This is a genomic window from Sedimentitalea sp., assembly GCF_039973035.1.
Taxonomy (GTDB): domain Bacteria; phylum Pseudomonadota; class Alphaproteobacteria; order Rhodobacterales; family Rhodobacteraceae; genus Sedimentitalea.
In genome coordinates this window covers 52,085-72,213 of record NZ_JBDWLR010000084.1, presented here as the reverse complement: position 1 = coordinate 72,213, position 20,129 = coordinate 52,085, and the positions used below count along the sequence as shown (strand labels likewise).

The following is a 20,129-nucleotide window of genomic DNA, read 5'->3' as shown; positions in this document are numbered from 1 at the left end:
CACGAACCGGGGCCGCGTCCTGCGCGGCCCTGGCTCTTTTACGCATGGGAGCGCGCGCAATGTCGGACGATCTGATCTATATGCCAGCAACCGAAGCGTTGGCCCGCTTTGAGGCCAAGAGCCTGTCGCCGGTCGAATTGCTGTCCGCTCAGATCGAGCGCGCCCAAGCGCAGAGCGAAACGCTGAACGCCTTTACCTATACCTACTTCGAAGAAGCGATGCAGGCCGCGCGCGCGTCCGAGGCCCGTTGGGCGGCTGGCGACCCCATGGGGTGCCTTGATGGCCTGCCTGTCGCGATCAAAGACGAAAGCCATATCGCCGGGAAACCGACCAGCTATGGATCGCTGGTGATGAAGGACTTTGTTCCTGACGACACCTCGGCCAATAACGAACGCATCCTGCGCGAAGGCGCGATCGTGCATGCGCGCACAGCGACGCCCGAATTCTCAAGCGCGGTTGTCACCTGGTCTCGGTTATGGGGCGTCACCCGCAACCCCTGGAACCCGGAATTCACACCCGGCGGATCCTCAGGTGGCGCGGCAGCGGCTTTGGCGGCGGGCATGACAACGCTGGCGACAGGGTCTGATATCGGCGGTTCGATCCGTGTGCCCGCCTCTTGCTGTGGTCTGGTCGGGTTCAAGCCTCCTTATGGGCGCAATCCGGACGACACCCCGTTCAACCTCGACTATTATTGCCACACTGGCCCGCTGGCGCGCAGCGTTCAGGACGCCATTCTGTTACAGAACGTGATGTGTGGCCCTGACCCGCGCGACATCGCCTCGCTCTATCCCAAACTGACCCTGCCGACGGTCTATCCCGATCTCACCGGCTGGCGCATCGCGCTGTCCATGGATCTCGGCAGCTTCGTGATCAGCGATCAGGTGCGGCGCAACACGCTGGCCGCAGTCGAGGTGTTCCGGAGCCTGGGCGCGACCGTTGAAGAGGTCGATCTGGGTTGGGGACCCGAGGTGCAAGAGGCCTGTCACACCCATCTTGGGCATATCTTTGGCGGAGAACTGACAGAGCTTTTGGACGCGCACGCCGATGATCTGACCAGCTATGTCCGCGATCTGGCCGAGAACGCCGGAAAATCCAGCGGGCGCGATCTGGTGCGGTCGATGGAAATTGCCGGGGCCGCCTATAAGACACTTGGCCCGATGCTGGAAGACTATGATGTGCTGATCTGCCCGACAACGGGGCTGCCCGGTGTTCCTGCGGATTTCGATTCAACCAGGGACAGTCTTGACGTTGATGGCACCCCGATCGGAACCACATTGGAATGGGTCCTGACGACGCCGTTCAACATGCTGAGCCGCTGCCCGGTGATCTCTGTTCCATCAGGCTTTGGTGACAATGGCGTTCCGACTGGCATCCAGATCGTCGCCCCCACCTATCGCGACGCGGTCGCGTTTCAGGCGGCACTGGCCTATGAAGACGCCGTTGGAGGCTGGTTCAACGCCGCCGATACCCGCCCCCGCCTTTAGCAGGTATAGTTCAACCCCAGCCGCCCGCCATCGACATAGATGGTTTCACCAGTGATATAGCTGGCCTTGTTGCTGGCCAGAAACGCAACGGTATCACCGATTTCACGCGCCTCACCAAGACGCCGCAGGGGCGTGCGCGACAGGGCCGTCTCCAACGCATCGGGGCTGGCATTGACTCCGGCCATCATCGCCGTGTCGATGGAGCCGGGGCCAACCGCGTTCACCCGGATACCATGCGGTGCCAGTGCCAGTGACGCCACTTTGGTCAACTGCATCACACCGCCCTTGGACGCGCAGTAACCTGCGATCTTCGGGATCGCGACTACCGCGTTGATCGACGACATATTGATGATCGCGCCGCGAATGCCCTGCTCGACCATGGTGCGGGCGGCTCGTTGCGTGGCCTGAAACACCGCGACCAGATTGATGTCGATCACCTTGCGGAAATCCTCAATCGACATGGCCAGAAAGTCTTCTGAAACAGCGATCCCCGCATTATTGACAAGAACCGATACCGGCCCGACCTCGGCTTCGATCCGGTCAAACAATGCGTCTACCTGTGCAGGGTCGGCCATATCCACGGCCATTCCGACCGCATCATCGCCAAGGCTCTGCGCCGCCTCCTCCACCGTTTCTGCTTTGATATCGGCGAGCACGACCCGCGCCCCGTCCGCCGCCAACGCCTGTCCGCAGGCAAGCCCAATCCCCTGTGCTCCGCCGGTTACCAGTGCAATGGGTTTCTCAGTCATCACGTGTCTTCCTTTGGTCGGCCTGTGGTGATCCGACCTTGATTTGGTTGCGCGATCAGGTCAATCAACAACAGGTCCCGATTGCAAAAGAGAGAATCCCGATGCCAGAATTAAAGACATCCGTCGCTGAAATGGTGGCCAAGGCCCGTGACCGCATTCGCGAAATCGAAACCCCCGATGCCATCGCGATGGTCGATGATCCCAACGTCGTGATTGTCGATATCCGCGACGTCCGCGAGCGCCAGCGCAGCGGTTTTATCCCCGGCAGCTTTCACTGTCCGCGCGGGATGCTGGAATTCTGGGTCGACCCGGCAAGTCCCTATTACAAGGACGTCTTTGGGCAGGACAAACAGTTCGTCTTCCACTGTGCCTCAGGCTGGAGATCAGCATTGTCTGTCGCGACATTACAGGACATGGGGTTTGAAGCCGCACATCTGAAGGAAGGGTTTTCAACCTGGGAAAAACAAGGCGGCCCGGTCGAATTTCCTGCTCCGAAAAACCCATCTGAATAACCCGGGGGCTATTCCTTTTCCGCGCCGGACTTGGGTCGAAGCGAGTCAGCGGACTGGTTGAAAAGTACGCTGTTGTTGTCGACCCGGTGCCGCCCCCGGTTCTGGTCGGATTTGTTCAGGTCAATCGCGCGCTGCACCGCGGGGCGCGATTTGATCCGGGCGCGCCAGTCGGCGACGTTGGGAAAGGCATCGAGCGAGGCTCCGAGCGGTTTCGCGATAAAGGCCCACGGGAAAATCAGCATATCCGCAATCGAATAGTCGTCGAGAATCCAGTCACGATCTGTCAGGCGGTTCTCAAGCACAGCGAGGTTTCGGTCATATTCGCCGAGATAACGCGTGAAGCCATAGTCCTTCTGATCGTCGGGCGCATAGTTGCGAAAATGGCTAAGTTGTCCGCCCATCGGTCCCTGATTGCCAACCTGCCAAAACAGCCACTCCGTCATCTCCTTGCGAGCGCGCAAATCATTGGCAGCAGGAAGGAATTGTCCGGTCTTTTCCGCGAGGTAGAGCAGGATGGCACCGGATTCAAACACCGGCACCGGACCCGCGCCCCAGTCCGGCGCGGGATCGTGATCAAGGATCGCAGGGATCTTGGCATTGGGGCTGATGGCGAGGAATTCAGGTGCGAACTGGTCGCCCTCGGACAGGCGCAAGAGGTTGGGACGATAGTCGATCCCGCATTCCTCAAGCATGATTGCGGCCTTCCAGCCGTTCGGCGTGGGGGCGTAATAGAGATCGATCATCGGTCGCTGTCCTGTGCTTCGGTGGCAACGCCATCGGCCATCATGGCGTCGATGCTCGCGGTGTCAAAACCCGCATCGGCAAGCACCGCGCGGGTATCCTCGCCAAGACGTCGCGCGGGCTGCGGCGTATCGAGCGGTGTTGTCGAAAACTGTGCCGGTGGCCGCGCCTGACGCAACCGACCCGCCTGAGGATGATCGGTTTCGATGACCGAACCGTTGGCGATGACCTGCGGGTGTTCGCACATTTCGTGGCGCGACAAGACCGGCGCACAGGGCACGTCATGGGCGGGCAGCCGTTCCATCCAATTGGCGGTGGTATCGGTCAACAACGCCTGCTGCGTCAGCTCCAGCCGCGCGGGCTTGTTAATTTCGCGCGCAGCGACGGTGGAAAAACGCGGATCTGTCAGCCAGTCAGGGCGATCAACGGCGGCACACAGACCAGCCCACGTGCTGTCGGTATGTGCCGAAACCGCCATCCAGCCATCAGCCGTTTCATAAATCAGTTCCACATAGCTCTGCGCCTGATCGCGTTTTTCCTCGGGCGCCTCGTCCCCGACAAAGGTGTAGCCGGCCATGTCCGAGCTCCACAAGAAGGCGACCATCGTGTCGAGCATTGACAGCCGCAGATGGGTGCCTTCCCCGCTGCGCTCACGGGCAAAGAGCGCGGCAGTGATCGCTTGACTGGCCTGAAGCGCCGTGACCTTGTCGGGCACGATGGTCCGCACAAGACGGGGCCGCGTGCCGCCGCCTTGGACGCTTGCCAGCCCTGAGAGTGCCTGAATCAGCGGATCATAGACTGGCTTTGGCGCCCATTCGCCTTCAAAGCCGAACCCCGCAATAGACGCATATACGATATCTGGCCGCGCGGCGCGGACTGCGGCCTCGCCCAGACCAATGCGTTCGGCGACACCGGGGCGAAAGTTCTGGATGAACACATCGGCGGTTTCGCAGAGTTTCAACGCCGCTTTGACCCCGCGCGGGTCCTTGAGGTTCAGCGTGACAGAGCGTTTGCCTCTGTTGTTGTTCAGAAACGACGCGGCAAAGCCACCGCGCCGATCCGCCACCTGTCGGCTGTGATCGCCGCCATCCGGGTGCTCGATCTTGATCACCTCGGCCCCTTGATCGGCGAGGGTCATCGTGGCCAGCGGCCCCGAGATCATCGTGGTGAGGTCGATGACGCGCACGCCGTCAAGTGGTCCAGCCATGCTCTGCCCCCTGCCCGTCAGATCGCGATATCGAACGCGGCGGCAGTTTCGTCAAGCGATTTGCCAAGTGCCGAAATAAGCCCGTCGATATCAGAACGATTGACGATCATCGGCGGGCAAAAGGCCAGCGCATCAACCATCGGGCGCGAAATGACACCATGTGCAAACAACCGCTCAGCCGCGTATTTCCCGAGTTGTCCCGGCTTCTCGGCAGCGGTCTTTGTGTCCTTGTCGAGCACCAGTTCCATGGCAGCAAGCAGGCCGACACCGCGCACTTCACCAACCAGCGGGTGATCTCCAAAGCTGTTCAGATGTTCGCGCAAATACACCCCTACTTCGGCAGCGTTGGCAACAAGGCCACGTTCCTCGATGATCTTGAGATTCTCAAGCGCAATGGCCGCCCCGGTGGGGTGCCCGGCACCGGTGAAACCATGGCCCAAAACGCCAATGCGGTTTGATTCATCGGCCAGTGGCTCGAACACCCGTTCGTTGATCATGAAGGCCGAGAACGGGAAATAGCTCGACGTGATCTGTTTGGACATGACCATAACGTCAGGCCGCATGCCAAAGGTCTGCGAGCCGAACATTTGCCCGGTGCGCCCGAACCCGCAGATCACCTCGTCGGCCACCAGCAGGATATCGTATTTTTGCAGCACCGCCTGAATCTTGGCCCAATAGGTTTCCGGCGGAACTACGATCCCGCCAGCACCCATGACCGGTTCAGCAATGAACGCCATCACCGTATCCGGGCCTTCCGCCACGATCATCTCCTCGAGTTCGACGGCCAGACGGGTGGCAAACTCCGCCTCACTCTCGGCTTCCTGCGCGTCGCGATAGTGATGCGGACAACCGGTGTGCAGAACGTTGGCTATCGGCAGGTCAAACGACTCGTGGTTTGACGGCAGGCCGGTCATGCTGGCCGAAGCGATAGTAACGCCGTGATAGCCCCGCAGGCGACTGATGATCTTTTTGCGCTGTGGCTGGCCCATCGCGTTTGAGCGATACCAAAGCAGCTTCAACACCGAGTCATTGGCCTCGGAACCGGAGTTGGTAAAGAATACCTTGCTCATCGGCACCGGCGCGAGTTGTATCAGCTTTTCCGCGAGGTCGACTGCTGGTCCGTGCGAGCGCCCGCCGAATGTATGGTAAAAGGGCAGCTTCTCCATCTGCTTTGCCGCCGCCGCAGCAAGTCGCGGTTCGTTAAAGCCAACGCCGACGCTCCACAACCCGGCCATACCTTCGAGATAGCGGTTGCCGCTGTTGTCGATGACATAGGCGCCGTCACCGCGTTCGATGATCAGCGGGCCGTCTTCCTGATGGGTTCGGGCGTTGGTGTAGCTGTGCATGTGGTACGCTACATCGCGGGCTTCGGGCGAATTTGGCTGAAAGGTCATGGCGGGCGTCTTTCCTTGGATCGCAAAGCAATTGGCCACACCATGCACGGCAAGCCCGCCCGACGCCAGCCCCAGACAGCTTGGAAATCGGCGTGAATATCAGGACGCGTAATTCACCAGCAGAGTGACGCCAAGCAGGATTGCGATCCACAACACCATCGCACCCGTCGGCCAGAATTGCGAGGTGCGCCCACGCGGACCAAAGACGTTGTAGAGATAAAGGATCAGACCCTTCATCGTGCCGGTCTTGAAGGCGTCCACCCACTGAAAGAGAGCCCCGACAGGCTTGGAAATCCAGGCCAGCAGCCTTGGCAACAGCCTCCGGTAGGTCCAGTCGAAATCGAGGTTCACCGATTTCAGTTCCGGCGGGTAGATGCCGGTGCGCATCAGCACCGTGAAGGCCAGTGCCGAGAAGAACAGAAGCTGCAGCTGTGTGATCACGTGGGTCGTGGTGTAAGCATCATAACTCACCTCGAACGGAAGCAGCGCATAGAGCGGTGCCGGATAGACGCCGATCGCGATGCAAAGGAACGATGCCAAGCCCATTGCCCAGAGCATGTGCCATGGCGCTTCTTTTGGGCGCAGGCCACTGTCATGTGCGAAAAAGGCAAAATACGGGATCTTGATGCCGGAATGGTGGAACACACCTGCAGAGGCAAAGAGCAGGATGCCCCAGATGATGTAATAATGTTCCTTGGCAGCGGCAGACAGGATCAGCGATTTGGTAACAAAGCCCGAGAACAGCGGGAAGGCCGAAATCGAGGCCGCGCCAACCACGCAGAATATCATCGTCAACGGCATCGTCTTGTAGAGCCCGCCCAGTTCCGATCCCTTGGCCGTACCTGTGCGGAACAGCACCGCCCCCACGGACATGAACAAAAGCGCCTTGTAGAGGATATGCGCAAACGCGTGCGCCGCCGTTCCGTTCAACGCCAGTTCGGTGCCAATGCCGATACCAACAACCATAAAGCCAAGCTGGTTGTTCAGGCTATAGGCCAGCACCCGGCGCAGGTCGTTCTCGATCACCGCATAGAAAATCGGGAACAGCGTCATGACCGCGCCGATGTAAATCAGGATTTCAGTGCCTGCAAAGCCCCGCGCCAGCGAGTAAACTGCGAGCTTTGTAGTAAAGGCCGACAGGATCACGGTACCGGTGACCGTCGCGGCGGGGTAGCTGTCTTGCAACCAGTTGTGCAGCAGCGGAAAGGCGCATTTGATGCCAAAGGCGATAAAGATCAGCCAGGTGGCGGGCGTGCCCAGTTCCATATGCTCAAATGCGATGCTGCCGGTATCCGCATAGTTCAGGATCACCCCGGCCAAGAGGATCACACCCGAGCCGATCTGGATGACCAGATAGCGCATGCCGGTATAGAACGCGCCTTCGGTCCGGCGCGCCCAGATCAGAAAGACCGACGAAATCGCCGTGCCTTCCCAATAGAAAAAGAGCGTGATGAGATCACCGGCAAAGACCGCGCCAACCGCCGCCCCGGCATAAAGCAAGGCCGCCACTTGCTGTACCACGTCCTTGACATGCCAAGCGTAGAGATTGCCGAGAAACGCAGCGATACAGAAGATCAGCGCAAAGATGCGGCTGAGCTTGTCGACGCGCATGAGGTCGAGTGTGAAGCCAAAGAACTCCACCTGCACGAGATTGCCGAGCGGCAGGTTATAGACCAGAAACGCGGCGACAACGGGAACGATCAGCAACACTACGCCACGCACAGGCCCGCGCGGCAGGACCGGCAGGATCAGCGCGCAAAGAAAGAACAGAAAGGCGATGGGCAGTGATTCAAGCATCATAATCCACCTTCTCAAGCTGATCTTCAGGGAAGGGTTCGGATTCGACATCCTTGGGTGCGTAATAATCCTCGGATCTGCCAAGGAACACCCGCATCACCTTGGCGCAGACCACAAGGGCAGCACACATGAAAAAGCCATAGAGCGCGTAAAAGCCGGGAAAGTTCTCGATCGCGAGATAGGTATGCTTGTGATAGAGGAAGTCCGCCACGAACAGCGCGGCGCAAACCGCATAGAGTGCATAGACGATCTTTTCGACGCCGCCCGGTTTTTCGACCCACAGCAGCGCACGCCCCAATGCCGGGAATTTTTTGGGATCTTCGGGTGTCTTATTGTCCATCGTTCATCCCTGCCTCAGCGACCAGAGGGGACAGAAAGGTTTGGATCTCTCCCGCGTAAAAGAACAGAACAACGCAGCCAAGCGCGGTCAATACAGGTGGCAGCCAGACCAGCACGCCCGCCTCGGAGGAACCGGCGCCCGCCGGAATATCCGGGTTCGGCAGGAAAAAGCCGCGCCCGACAATCGACAGCAGGTAAACCACGTTCAACAGCGAGCTGACCATTAGCACGACGATCATCACCCATTGCCCGGTATCCGCCGCCCCCATGACCAGCAACCATTTGCTCCACGATCCACCCAGAGGCGGCAGCCCGATGATCGACAATGCACCGATGAGGAACGCGCCAAAGGTGATCGGCATGACCCGGCCCAGCCCCTTCATCTGGCTGATCTCGGTCTTGTGCACGGCGACATAAATCGAACCGGCGCACATGAAGAGTGTGATCTTGCCCATGGCGTGCATGGCGATATGCATGCCGCCGCCGAGCACCCCCATCGACGTGGCCAATGCCATGCCAAGGGTGATGTAGCTGAGCTGGCTCACGGTTGAATAGGCCAGCCGCGCCTTGAGATTGTCCTTGGTCATCGCCACGATTGAGGCGGCGACAATCGAGAAGGCCGCCAGCCACATCAGCCATTCGGACGCGCCGGTTTCAGCGAGGAAATCGATGCCGAAGATATAGATGCCCACCTTGAGCATGGTAAAGACACCGGCCTTGACCACCGCCACCGCATGCAACAGCGCCGAAACCGGCGTGGGTGCAACCATGGCCGAGGGCAGCCAACGGTGAAACGGCATCAACGCCGCCTTGCCGATGCCAAAAGCATATAGCGCCAGCAGGATCGCCACCATCGGCCCCGCGACGTGGCCCTCAAGAATGCCGCCTTTGGTGAAATCAAGCGTGCCGGTCAGCGTCCATGTCCAGATCACCGCCACCAGCAGGAACCCGATTGACGTGCCGATCAGGATGCCCAGATAAACTCGCGCCCCCGCCCGCGCCTCGTCCGTGCCTTTGTGCGCGACCAGTGGGAAGGTCGAAAGCGTCAACGCCTCGTAGAACAGGAACAGCGTGAACATATTGGCGGCAAATGCGATACCAAGCGTCGCCGAGATGGCGATCGAGAAAAAGCAGAAGAACCGCGCGTGGTTGTCTTCGTTGTTGCCGCGCATATAGCCGACGCCATAGAGATGCGTGATGATCCATAGCCCGCTGGCAATAATCGCAAACAACAGGCCCAGTGGTTCAACATTGAAGGCCAGATCCAGCCCCGGCATCACCGAGAACAGCACCATCGGTTCAGTGGTGCCGCTGCCCTCGTTGAACAGGATGTTCAGCACGCACCCAAAGGTCAGGATTGCCGCGACAAGCGTGGTGCCGTCGCGCAGGTTCGGGGCCTCGCGCAGGACCAGATTGGCGATCGCTGCAAGCAGCGGGATCAGCATGCTGGCAAGTATGGCTGTATTGGTATCCATGCCGCCCTCCTACTGCCCCATCATTCCGGCGGACCCGGACAACAGGCCCTGTGCCGCCGCCTGTGCCGCGGTCATCGTCATGTCGGTGTTCAGGCCGAACCAGATACAGGCCAATGCCAGTACCCACATTGGCACCAGCATCGACATCGGCACTTCGCGCACCTCGCAATCCTCGGGTGTCTTTTGCATGTAAAGCACTTCGATCACGCGCCAGACATAGATCACGGCGAGCAGGCTTGAGGCAACGATCAGAATTGCGATCGGCCACCAGCCTTTTTCCAGCGCGCCTTGCACCAATACCCATTTAGAGATGAAACCGGCGGTGCCCGGCACCCCGATCAGGCTGAGCCCGGCGATGACGACCGCGGCCGATGTCAGCGGCATTCGCCGCCCCAGACCGCGCATCGTGTCATAAAACGATCCGCCTGCGCTGAACACATAGGCGCCCACCGCCATGAACAGCGCGGCCTTGGTGATGCCGTGATTGAACAGGTGAATGATGGCCGCCGTGACGCCGGTTTCGTTCAGGAACGATATGCCCAGCAGAATGTATCCAATCTGCGCGATGCTGGAAAACGCCAGCATCATTTTGAAATCACTCTGGAAAACCGCGACAAAGCTGCACGCGAACATGGCAACCAGCGCAAAGGGAAGGATGATGAATTCCAGCGTGTTGACTTCGAACAGAAAGGCCGGCTGGAACACCGAGAAAATGAAACGCAGCAGCACATAGACCGCAACCTTGGTCGCCGTCGCCGCCAGAAATGCGGTGATGGCCGATGGGGCAAAGCTATAGGCATTGGGCAGCCACCGATGCACCGGATACATCGCCACCTTCAGCCCGATCCCCACGACGATAAACGCAAAGGCCGCGCGAATGGTGCGGCTGTCCCCCTGATCGGCAATGCGATCAGCAAGGTCCGCCATGTTCAGCGTGCCCGTCGCCATGTAGAGAAATCCGATGCCGATCACAAAGAACGTCGCACCGATTGTACCCATTATCAGATAGTCATAGGACGCCGTCAGCGCCCGCTTGTCCCGCTCCGCCCCCTGCGCGACCAAGACATAGGTCGACAGCGACGAAATCTCGAGAAACACAAAGACGTTGAACGCATCGCCAGTGATCGCGACGCCCATCAGCCCGCTGAAACACAGCAGATAAGCTGTGTAGAACAACGTGTGATGGCGTTCTGATACCTCTTTGCCGATGCTGGTGCGCGCATAGGGCAGCACCACGGTGCTGATCGCCGAAACCAACAGCAGCACAAAGGCATTTGCCGCATCGACCCGGTACTCAATCCCCACCGGCGGCGCCCAGCCCCCCATGTGGTAGGATATCACGCTGCCATCCAGCACCGAGGTCAGCAGAAGTACGGCGATGACGAAAGAAATTGCACTCGCAGCAAAAGCAATAGGCCAGGCCAGTTTGCGGCTCCCGATCAGCACGATGATCGGCGCCGCAATAAACGGTACGAGGATCTGCAGGGCTGGCAGATGATCGACCAGCGTCAGGGCCGTGTGTTGCACTGTTTCGGTTGCCATCAGCCCTGCTCGCCTACGATTTCACTGTGCAGGTTGGCGTCCCGCAAGGCGGTTTCCCTGTCGATCTTCTGGATGCTGTCTTCCTCGATGGTGCCGTATTCTTCACGGATGCGTATGGCCAGCGCCAGCCCCAGAGCCGTTGTCGCCACGCCGACAACGATGGCGGTCAGGATCAGAACATGCGGCAGCGGATTGGAATAGAGCACGTTGGGGTCAATGTTCATGTCGACCGGAAAGATCGGCGCGGTGCCATCCTTAACCTTGCCGACCGAGATGTAGAGCATGAAGACTGCGGTCTGAAAGATGTTCAGGCCGACGACCTTTTTCACCAGATTGCCCTTGGCGACCACGATATAAAGGCCGGTCATCATCAGTACGATGAACAGCCAATAGTTCAAATGGCCGACAACGAATGTCCAATCCTGGCTGATTTCGTTCACCATGCTTCGTCATCCATAGTCGGAGTACGCGACGCAAAGGCGTAAAAGATCGTCACCATCACAGCGGTCACTGTGATGCCCACGCCCAGCTCGATCAGGATAATACCGTAATGCTGCCCGTGCACGGGATGGTGCGGGCTGATCGCCTCATAATCGAGATAGTTGTAGCCGACCAACATGCTGTAGACCCCTGTCCCTGCATAGAGCAGCAACCCGAGGGCCATCAGCTTGTGCACGAACCACGGGGGCAGCACCTTTTGGACATCCGCAAGGCTGAACACCACGGAATAGATGATGAACGCGACGGACATGATCACGCCCGCCTGAAAGCCGCCACCAGGGGAATAGTCGCCGTGAAACTGAACATAGAGCGCGAACAGCATGATGACGCCGATCAAGAGCTTGGTCACGACACGCAGGATGAGGTGATGGCGCATCAGACGTCCTCTTTCTCTTTGCGGCGACGGCGATGCCGCAGCCCGCTGAGCAGCAACAGAACGCCAACACCGGCGGTGAACACCACAGCAACTTCGCCAAGCGTGTCATAGCCGCGATAGCTTGCGAGAATGGCTGTCACGATGTTGGGAACGTCGATTTCGCTCGGGCTGCGCTGAATGAAATCAGGGGCCAGATGGACCTGCGCCGGTGCATTCGGGTCGCCAAAATTGGGCATGTCGAGCGTGCCATAGATCAGCGCGATACCAGTCACCAGCACTACAAAGAGCGGGATCACCGGCGAATGCGACACAGGGCGTTCAAACCGTGCTGTCAGCGCCAGCGTTCCCAGCATCAGGACTGTGGATATCCCCGCCCCCACCGCAGCCTCGGTAAACGCAACGTCAACCGCATCAAGTGTGACAAACAACAGCGCCGAAAGCAGGCTGAACGCGCCCGACAGCATCGCAGTGGCAAACAGGCTCTGCGCACGCACGACAGCCAATGCGGTACACACCAGCAGTGTGAACAGAACGATATCGATATAGGTCTCTATCTCTGGCCTGCCTTACTTTGTATCGAGGTTGGCGTTGAATTCAGGATCGTCTTCCAGCGGCACATCCGATCGCGGTTTAAGGCCCGAAACCAGAGCGGCATTTGCAACGGCATGCGTCGCTGTCGGTCCCGTGATGAACAGGAAGGCAAGGATGATAAACAGCTTTACCGTGATCAACGTCAGCCCGGCCTGCATGGCCATGCCAAGGATCAAAAGGATAACGCCGGCGCTGTCGCTGATCGACATGCCATGCAGCCGTGTCCAGAAATCCGGCAGGCGCAGCACCCCGATGGCCCCGACGATCATAAAGAACGATCCCGAAACGATGAAAATCCAGCTGAGAATGTTGACGATCATATCCATGGCTTCACCCGTCCGCCTCGCCTATGTCCCGACGCACATCACCAATCGCGCGGTAGCGAAAGAACTTGAGGATCACGATGGTGCCAACAAAGTTGATCAGCGCATAAAGCAATGCAATATCAAGAAAATCCGGACGCCCCATAAGGAACCCGATCACCCCGATAAAGAGAACCGTATGGGTGCCAAACGAGTTCAGCGCCAACACCCGGTCATAGAGCGACGGCCCTGCAAACAGGCGGATCAACACCAGGATCATGGCAATGAACAACGAGACTGTGGCAACAACAAACATCAGCCTGCACGCCCCGTTTCTATGGCAGTGACATGGGCGTCCATATCGGCCAGTGACTCCAGATCATCGGGCGAATAATCCAGCGCATGCACGAGGAAATACCCGAGATCAGTTTCAACCGTCAGCGTGCCCGGTGTCAGGGTGATGGAGTTCGCAAAGATCACCTGACCCACATCGGAATTCTGGGTATAGGGCACGGAAAACAGATGCTGGGTGATCGGCATCTTCGGAGACAGCACAATTTTGGTGACTGCCCAGTTGGCCTTGGCGATTTCAACCAGCAACCAAAAGAAATACCCCACTGTCGCGAACGGCCCCAGAGGCAGCGCGACCCGGTCCTCATCGACGCTGTCCATGCGGTGAAGGATGTAGACAACAAGCAAGACCGAGACGACGCCAAACGCAAGGATCATCGGCTTGAACAGACCGGACATCAAAAGCCAGAGCGCCGATAGAAATATTGCGGTCCCGATCAGTCGCACCCGAATTTGCCCCACCCGTTCTTCCATCCCGAACAGCTTCTGTTTCGTGGATGGAAATTGTTCTTTTCTCGATTCGTAGAAATACTAAGAAAAATCGTCATGATTGTATATACGCAACCGAAAGCCGCCAAAATGACATCCGAAAAACCGGCGTGAAAATAGCGCCTTATGGGCCGATCCTCGATTGTCATCGCAAGTTTCGGATCGACATGAAGTCGCAAACATCGGTCGCCTCAAGTTTGGTTCGGACACACAGAGAGCATGGCGTGAAGCTGCACAGTTCTAACGTGAACTTGATCAGCGAGACGCATCAGATGACGTGCACCGGGACACATCCGTGATATGCACATTCGCATGAAACATCGCCGCCGCACCACGCAGTTCTCGCAAGCCGAGAGGCACACCGATTGACCCGCCTTCGCGTTTTGATCGGGGTGGTCATGCTGGCCGTCGCGGCAGGTCTCATCGCCTATCGTGTATCGCTGATCCCGCCTGACTATTCCGGCGACTCCCTCAGCGTTGCAGAGGCGTACCAGCAAGCCGCCGATGGCGACGTGGTTCTGATCGACATTCGACGCCCGAAGGAATGGCAACAGACCGGTGTGCCCGCGGGCGCCGCGCCGCTGGACATGCGCCGCGACGACTTTGGGCAGGCGCTTTCTGCAATTGTCGGCCCGGATCGGTCCCGCCCTATCGCGTTGATTTGTGCGCGCGGTGTGCGGTCCGTCCGACTGGCGCTTGCGTTGTCAGATGCGGGCTATACCAACATCATTGATGTCCCCGAGGGTATGCTCGGTTCTGCCGCCGGTCCCGGATGGCTGGACGCCGGGTTACCCGTCAACACCATCTCGGAGAAATCGGAATGAAAATCGTCACTGCCTCTGTTGTTGTTCTGTCGGGGATTGCGGGTACAGCTCAGGCGACCTGCGGCCCGGAGCCCGATGCTTGTCTGCTTGAGGACGGCGCGTACCATGTCGTGCTGCCTGACACAGAAACCTCAGCGACACCGATGGTGATGTTCCTGCATGGCTGGGGGAGCAGCGGTGAAGGCACGTTGAAGAATACAGGTCTCGTCAACAGCCTGCTGGCGCGCGGCTATGCGCTGGTCGCGCCGACCGGGTCACGCAGCGTTGGGTCCGGCAATGGTCACGGGTGGAGCTTTTACCCAGGCTGGGAAGGACGTGACGAAATAGACTTTCTGCAACGCGTCCGCGATGATGCCGCCGAGCGTTTTGATCTGGACGAGGATCATGCCGTGCTTGCAGGGTTTTCCGGCGGCGGGTTCATGGTGAACTATCTCGCCTGTGCAGAGCCTGCGGCCTTCACCGCCTATGCCCCGGTTTCGGGCGGTTTCTGGCGCCCTCATCCAACCGATTGCGCCGGCCCTGTGCAACTGTTCCACACGCACGGCTGGCGGGACACGACCGTGCCTTTGGAAGGCCGGTTTCTCGGCGGAGGTCAATTTCAGCAGGGCGATATCTTTGCCGGGCTCGAAATCTGGCGTGCGGCAAATAAATGCCCGGATGAAAAGGCTACCGAATTTTCGGAAACCGACGCCTTCTGGCGACGGGCGTGGACAGGTTGCGCTCCTGAAAGTGCGCTGGAGTTTGCCCTCTTTCCCGGTGGCCACAGCGTACCACCGGGTTGGGCAGATATGGTTCTTGACTGGTTCGAGGACAGCCTGACCAACTGATCACTCGGCCGGCGTTTGTACCTTGTCGCGCTCCAACACCGATTTCAGCTCGGTCCGGTAATGGCGCGCGGCTTGCGTGATCAACGGCTCACGATGGTCTTCGCGGGTCCCCAGCCATGTGCGCGTGCGCCCCGACATTGAAAACCCGCTCAGCGCCGACAGTGGCACCGCACAGAGCAAGCTGATCGAGATCGGCAGCAGCCATGGCGACACCAGCCCGGCAATGATCCCAGCCGTCAATGCAAGACCACTGATGGTTTCCAGCGCGTGACACATCAACAATGTACCCAGCCCGTATTGCCCGCCATCGCGCGCCTGCGGCGACCATCCGCTCTGAAGCCCGAAGAGGGTCCGGAATACGGCGATCATCTGCTGCACCATCAGGATGGGCGCATAGATCACCGACAAAAGAACCTCGGACAGGAACGACAATGCGAACCAGAGGCCACCGCCGAATTCGTTGAACCGAATGCCGCTCAACGGCAGCGCCGCGATTCCCATCAGCTTCGGAACCAGCAACATCGCGTACATCAACACAATGATCAGCACATGGCGCGTTTCAGTGAGTTCCGGCCAACTAGGCATCGTCGGGTTGGTTTCGCTGAAATAGGTCAGAACACTGGCGTTCTCGCCCATCCCGATCAACGCCCACATCACCAGCAATGCGAACCAGATCGGCGACATCAGATAGCCCACGGCCCCGTTGAACATGTGAAACCGCGAGATTGATCGAAACCCACGAGACCACAACAGGTTGAGATGTTGCAGGTTGCCCTGACACCAGCGCCGGTCGCGCAGGATGTGATCAATCAGCGTCTGCGGCGTTTCCTCATAACTTCCCCGGATACGTGGCAGGAACCGAACGCCCCAGCCAGCCCGGCGCAGCAGACCTGCTTCGACAAAGTCATGGCTCATGATCAACTGGTCTTGTCCGCGCCAAGACCGCAGATGCGGAAGCCCGGCACAGGACGCAAACGCCGCCGTGCGGATGATCGCATTGTGGCCCCAATAGTTGCCTTCCTGCCCACACCAGCGCGCCAGCCCCTCGGCCAGCGCCATGCCATAGACGCCATTGGCGAATTGCTGCATCCGGGCAAACACGGTCTGCGCGCCAATCAGTTGCGGAAAGCTCTGGATCAGGCCGGCACCGGGATCGCGAGCCAGTGCATCAGTCAACCGAAGGATCGCGCGCCCTGTCATCAGGCTGTCAGCGTCCAGCACCAGCATCGCCGGAAACTCTGCACCCCAGTTGGCCACCCAGTCGGCGATATTGCCCACCTTACGGTCGGTGTTGCGCGAACGACGGCGGTAATAGAGCTTCAGCCCCGGCGACAGCGAAGCGAGCAACGCCTGCACGCTCTCCTGCTCCTGCGCGGCGATGGCATCGTCCTGCGTATCGCTGAGGATGAACATAGAATAATCGTGTTGCCCGCCCCGCGCACGCAACTCTTCGAGCATCGAACGGGCGTTGCCCAGCACGTACCACGGTACCTCGTTGTAGATCGGCATGAGCAGCGCGACCTTTTGCGGCTGCATCGCAGTCGGCCGCGCCGGTGGTTCGCGCCGGGCCAGCGACACCAGCCCAAGGGCGACGGTACTGACGGAAAAGGCGATCCAGAAGAAGTTGAAGCAGATCAGGGTCAGCAGGATCGCCTCGATCACATTGATGCCTTGTGCGGCGAACCAGCCGTGAATAACCCACGTCAGACCTAGAGTCGCGACGACTGCGGGGCTGAAGGCCATCAGCCTCCACAGCCGCGTGCCCTCGACCGGCGCCGCTCCGGGCGCGCTTTGGTCCCGGAACTCGGCACTGAAATCTTGCGCCGGCATCGCCATCGGCGCGCACGGCGGCATTTTGCGAAACTCATCACTCATGATGACCACCGATACAGCCAGACTTCGCTGGCCATCTGGTCGCCCTTGCGCAGCTGTGCGCGCAGTTCGACAAGTTCGCGCTCTCCCGGCTCAAAGGAAAAGGCTAGCCGCAGCCCACCGGTTTCAGGGTTGTACTGCAGTATTCCATCCGACGTCTCGACATGAGGCGAGCTGACGACCGGTGTGATTGCATCGAGGCCATCGTCAAACAGCGGGTCGGCTTCGAAATCCACAGTGACCACGCGATCGCCATGAAACCCCTGCCCCATCCGGGTATTAAGAATCTTCGCATAGGTGGCGACGACCGGGGCCTCTTCGCCCCAGGTCAAGCGATAGGCAATATCAATCTGCGCGCCAGCCTCATATGCCGTCGAGGGCCGCCAGTAGGCGACGATATTGTCGTAAATCTCGCGATCCGCAGGGATCTCAACCAGTGTCACAGCCCCTTTGCCCCAATCGCCTTTCGGTTCGACCCAGAGACCGGGACGGCGGTGGTAATGCGCTTCGAGATCGGCAAAATCCGAGAGCCGCCTCGCCCGCTGCATCAGTCCAAAACCGCGCGGGTCGGTGTCGATAAACGATGAAATCTGAAGTTGCTTGGGGTTGGCCAATGGCCGCCACAGCACTTCACCATTACCGTTCAAAACCATCAGCCCGTCACTGTCATGAACGGCCGGGCGGAAATCGTCGAACCGGTTGCGGTTGGTTTCGTCAAACAGGAACATGCTGGTCAGCGGACCAAGGCCCACATGGTCAAGCTCTTCGCGTGCAAAGAGGGTCGCCTCAACCTCCATCACGCAGGTCGGGCCTGGGGTGATATCAAAGCGATAGGCCCCTGTAACACTGGGGCTGTCCATGAGCGCGTGAACAATCATGTTGCGCTGGTCAGGGCGCGGTCGCTCCAGCCAGAAGCGGATGAAATCGGGGAATTCCTCGCCATCCGGATCGCCGGTTTTCAGCGCCAGACCCCTTGCAGAAAGGCCGTAGATTTCGTCAAGCCCAATGGCCCGGAAATAGCTGGCACCCTGAAACACGCAGAATTCATCTGTCTTGCCGGGACGGTGCATTTCAGTGCGCAGCCTCAGCCCGGAAAATCCGAGCGTGTCGTCGACCGGCAAATCCGGGACGGATTCCGATTTCTCAAACATCGCCAGATCGAATGCTACCGGCGTCGCCACACCGTTTTCGACGGTTTCGACCTTGATGGGGCGCGGGAAATAGAGACCCGGCGTAAAGAAATCGACGTTGAAGGGTGTTTCACTGTCATACCACAGCGCCGCCTCTGGACGGAAGCGGATCAGCTTGTATTGCTCGTATGTCAGGTCCTGCCACGCCTGCGGAACCATGTCGCGCGGAGCATAGTCGGCTGCGGCCAACTCTTGCGCCAGCGCAACAACGCGCGCGTGATCAAAGCCTGCTTCAGGCGATGTCGCACCGGCGCTTGTCGCCAGCGCAAAGGCTGTAGTTGAAAGAAGAAATTGTCTGCGAGTAAGTGTCATGCTCTTTTGCCCCGCCATGGCTGAGACTTGAACCAAGATGCGATATAGGCAACCGCGATGATCATTGCAAAGCCTGTCAAATTGACGAGCAAAACTGTCGCAGGGCTGCGTCCGATCTGGTCGAGAACGAAGCCCAAAAGCCGCGCGACCGACATCGAAAACACAAAGACCGCCAGTGACTGTTGCCCGACTTTGGTGATTATTTTCAGAAGATTGCGCCAAATTTCCGCCGCAATGCCTGTGCCGGTCGCCTGCAAACGCCGACCGCCTTCGCCCGCTGCGACCCAGGCCAGGTAGGCCAGAGACAGGAAATGCATATAGCGCAGGATGCCGAATTCGGTCTTGTTACGCAGGCTGAACCCGGTTTCCTTCTCCAGCGTGCTGAACATTGTCCAGATTTCGCGAAAACTCGCGCCCAGATCAGGGCTGGCCGAGTTGATCCACTGGAACACTTTCCACGATCCAAACGGGGCCGTCAGCACCAGAAACGCAGCCGCGGCCCAGATCAATGGCTTGGACACGGGCGGCGCAGGGATCCAGCCGCGCATGAATGCAAAGCCGGTAAAGAACAGCAGTTGCCAGCCGAACGGGTTAAAGAACCATGGCCGCTCTGACCACGATTCTGCCGGCATCGACAAGAGACCGATATTGGCCGCCAGCCAGATTGCGATACTGGCCCCGGCGACCGGTGCAAATCCGATCCGCGACAGCGCCATGAACAGCGGCATCAACGCCAGAACCACAAGGTACATGGGCAGAATATCAAAATAGTTCGGCACGTAGGTTAGGGTAAAGATGCCGACAATTTGCGTCATCGGGTCCGAGAAGAACCGGGTCAGGTTGAGCGAGTCGACGTAACTCTTTTCGAACACGCCATAAGTATCCAGCGCGGCCATCATCATCGCGACAAAGAAGAACAGCCCGATATGCGCCCAGTAGACCTGCCAGACCCGATAGGCGACGCGGGCCGTTCCCATTGGCCAACCCATGCGCGCGAATGCCCCTCCAAAGGCGATGGCAGACGCCATGCCCGAGCAGAAAACAAAGATCTCCGTCGCGTCCGACCAGCCAAAGCGTGCCGGAATCCAGCTGCTCCAGGCGTTCGACGGGATATGTGCCACCAGAATGATGAACATCGCGATACCGCGATAGAAATCAAGCCGGGGATCACGCACGCGCGCTACCGGAGGGGTTTGCGCCGCTGGTGCGAGGGCAAAGTCTGATGAGGGCGATATTGTCGCCATGTTTGTATGT

21 protein-coding genes are annotated in these 20,129 nt (G+C 59.1%); 4 read left to right on the top strand and 17 right to left on the bottom strand.

Annotation, left to right across the window (positions count from 1 at the left end):
- Positions 1-59: 59 nt before the first annotated feature.
- Entirely contained in the window at positions 60-1,484 is a 1,425-nt protein-coding gene (locus ABJO75_RS20050; protein WP_348134700.1) for an amidase, read from the top strand.
- Here ABJO75_RS20050 and ABJO75_RS20045 read toward each other — a convergent pair.
- Positions 1,481-2,233, bottom strand: a complete 753-nt coding sequence (locus ABJO75_RS20045; protein ID WP_348134698.1) for an SDR family NAD(P)-dependent oxidoreductase — start codon at positions 2,231-2,233, stop codon at positions 1,481-1,483. The two genes, ABJO75_RS20050 and ABJO75_RS20045, sit on opposite strands and share 4 nt — an antisense overlap.
- 101 nt (positions 2,234-2,334) lie before the next feature.
- On the opposite strand from ABJO75_RS20045, the gene ABJO75_RS20040 reads away from it, so the two are divergent.
- Positions 2,335-2,745, top strand: a complete 411-nt coding sequence (locus ABJO75_RS20040) for a rhodanese-like domain-containing protein (RefSeq protein WP_348134696.1) — start codon at positions 2,335-2,337, stop codon at positions 2,743-2,745.
- Between the two features lie 8 nt (positions 2,746-2,753).
- Here ABJO75_RS20040 and ABJO75_RS20035 read toward each other — a convergent pair whose 3' ends face one another.
- From ABJO75_RS20035 to ABJO75_RS19975, 13 genes are all read right to left on the bottom strand, one after another.
- Complete coding sequence (locus ABJO75_RS20035; protein WP_348134694.1) at positions 2,754-3,488, bottom strand: glutathione binding-like protein; 735 nt, start codon at positions 3,486-3,488, stop codon at positions 2,754-2,756.
- Positions 3,485-4,693, bottom strand: a complete 1,209-nt coding sequence (locus tag ABJO75_RS20030) for a CoA transferase (RefSeq protein WP_348134692.1) — start codon at positions 4,691-4,693, stop codon at positions 3,485-3,487. The genes ABJO75_RS20035 and ABJO75_RS20030 overlap by 4 nt, the downstream gene beginning before the upstream one ends.
- 17 nt (positions 4,694-4,710) lie before the next feature.
- On the bottom strand, positions 4,711-6,087 hold the full coding sequence (locus ABJO75_RS20025) for an aspartate aminotransferase family protein (protein ID WP_348134690.1): 1,377 nt from the start codon (positions 6,085-6,087) through the stop codon (positions 4,711-4,713).
- A gap of 99 nt (positions 6,088-6,186) precedes the next feature.
- Positions 6,187-7,884, bottom strand: a complete 1,698-nt coding sequence (locus tag ABJO75_RS20020; RefSeq protein ID WP_348134688.1) for a Na(+)/H(+) antiporter subunit D — start codon at positions 7,882-7,884, stop codon at positions 6,187-6,189.
- Positions 7,877-8,224: a hypothetical protein gene (locus ABJO75_RS20015; protein WP_348134686.1), complete on the bottom strand. Its 348-nt coding sequence runs from the start codon at positions 8,222-8,224 to the stop codon at positions 7,877-7,879. Before ABJO75_RS20015 ends, ABJO75_RS20020 begins: the two co-directional genes overlap by 8 nt.
- Positions 8,214-9,698 carry a proton-conducting transporter membrane subunit gene (locus ABJO75_RS20010; protein ID WP_348134684.1) on the bottom strand — a complete coding sequence of 495 codons (1,485 nt, stop codon included), beginning with the start codon at positions 9,696-9,698 and terminating at the stop codon, positions 8,214-8,216. Before ABJO75_RS20010 ends, ABJO75_RS20015 begins: the two co-directional genes overlap by 11 nt.
- A gap of 9 nt (positions 9,699-9,707) precedes the next feature.
- Positions 9,708-11,240: a monovalent cation/H+ antiporter subunit D family protein gene (locus ABJO75_RS20005; RefSeq protein WP_348134682.1), complete on the bottom strand. Its 1,533-nt coding sequence runs from the start codon at positions 11,238-11,240 to the stop codon at positions 9,708-9,710.
- Complete coding sequence (locus ABJO75_RS20000) at positions 11,240-11,683, bottom strand: cation:proton antiporter subunit C (protein WP_348134680.1); 444 nt, start codon at positions 11,681-11,683, stop codon at positions 11,240-11,242. The genes ABJO75_RS20005 and ABJO75_RS20000 overlap by 1 nt, the downstream gene beginning before the upstream one ends.
- The gene (locus tag ABJO75_RS19995) at positions 11,677-12,117 is read right to left on the bottom strand and encodes a Na(+)/H(+) antiporter subunit B (RefSeq protein ID WP_348134679.1); all 441 of its coding nucleotides are present in this window, start codon (positions 12,115-12,117) and stop codon (positions 11,677-11,679) included. Before ABJO75_RS19995 ends, ABJO75_RS20000 begins: the two co-directional genes overlap by 7 nt.
- Positions 12,117-12,659 carry a DUF4040 domain-containing protein gene (locus tag ABJO75_RS19990; RefSeq protein ID WP_348134887.1) on the bottom strand — a complete coding sequence of 181 codons (543 nt, stop codon included), beginning with the start codon at positions 12,657-12,659 and terminating at the stop codon, positions 12,117-12,119. Before ABJO75_RS19990 ends, ABJO75_RS19995 begins: the two co-directional genes overlap by 1 nt.
- A gap of 24 nt (positions 12,660-12,683) precedes the next feature.
- Entirely contained in the window at positions 12,684-13,034 is a 351-nt protein-coding gene (mnhG, locus tag ABJO75_RS19985) for a monovalent cation/H(+) antiporter subunit G (protein WP_348134677.1), read from the bottom strand.
- A 4-nt stretch (positions 13,035-13,038) separates the two neighbouring features.
- Positions 13,039-13,326 carry a monovalent cation/H+ antiporter complex subunit F gene (locus tag ABJO75_RS19980; RefSeq protein WP_348134676.1) on the bottom strand — a complete coding sequence of 96 codons (288 nt, stop codon included), beginning with the start codon at positions 13,324-13,326 and terminating at the stop codon, positions 13,039-13,041.
- Positions 13,326-13,835, bottom strand: coding sequence for a Na+/H+ antiporter subunit E (locus ABJO75_RS19975; protein ID WP_348134674.1), 510 nt, complete (start codon positions 13,833-13,835; stop codon positions 13,326-13,328). Before ABJO75_RS19975 ends, ABJO75_RS19980 begins: the two co-directional genes overlap by 1 nt.
- Positions 13,836-14,215: 380 nt before the next feature.
- Here ABJO75_RS19975 and ABJO75_RS19970 point away from each other — a divergent pair, with 380 nt between their 5' ends.
- Complete coding sequence (locus ABJO75_RS19970) at positions 14,216-14,674, top strand: rhodanese-like domain-containing protein (RefSeq protein ID WP_348134672.1); 459 nt, start codon at positions 14,216-14,218, stop codon at positions 14,672-14,674.
- Positions 14,671-15,501 (top strand): polyhydroxybutyrate depolymerase, encoded by an 831-nt coding sequence (locus ABJO75_RS19965; RefSeq protein WP_348134671.1) that lies wholly within the window; start codon positions 14,671-14,673, stop codon positions 15,499-15,501. Before ABJO75_RS19970 ends, ABJO75_RS19965 begins: the two co-directional genes overlap by 4 nt.
- On the opposite strand, the gene mdoH is transcribed toward ABJO75_RS19965, so the two are convergent.
- From mdoH to ABJO75_RS19950, 3 genes are read right to left on the bottom strand one after another with little or no spacing between them, the layout of a single operon-like run.
- Positions 15,502-17,376: a glucans biosynthesis glucosyltransferase MdoH gene (mdoH, locus tag ABJO75_RS19960; RefSeq protein ID WP_348134669.1), complete on the bottom strand. Its 1,875-nt coding sequence runs from the start codon at positions 17,374-17,376 to the stop codon at positions 15,502-15,504.
- Entirely contained in the window at positions 17,373-18,875 is a 1,503-nt protein-coding gene (locus ABJO75_RS19955; protein WP_348134668.1) for a glucan biosynthesis protein G, read from the bottom strand. Before ABJO75_RS19955 ends, mdoH begins: the two co-directional genes overlap by 4 nt.
- Positions 18,872-20,119, bottom strand: coding sequence for an OpgC domain-containing protein (locus ABJO75_RS19950; RefSeq protein WP_348134666.1), 1,248 nt, complete (start codon positions 20,117-20,119; stop codon positions 18,872-18,874). Before ABJO75_RS19950 ends, ABJO75_RS19955 begins: the two co-directional genes overlap by 4 nt.
- Positions 20,120-20,129 lie beyond the last annotated feature (10 nt).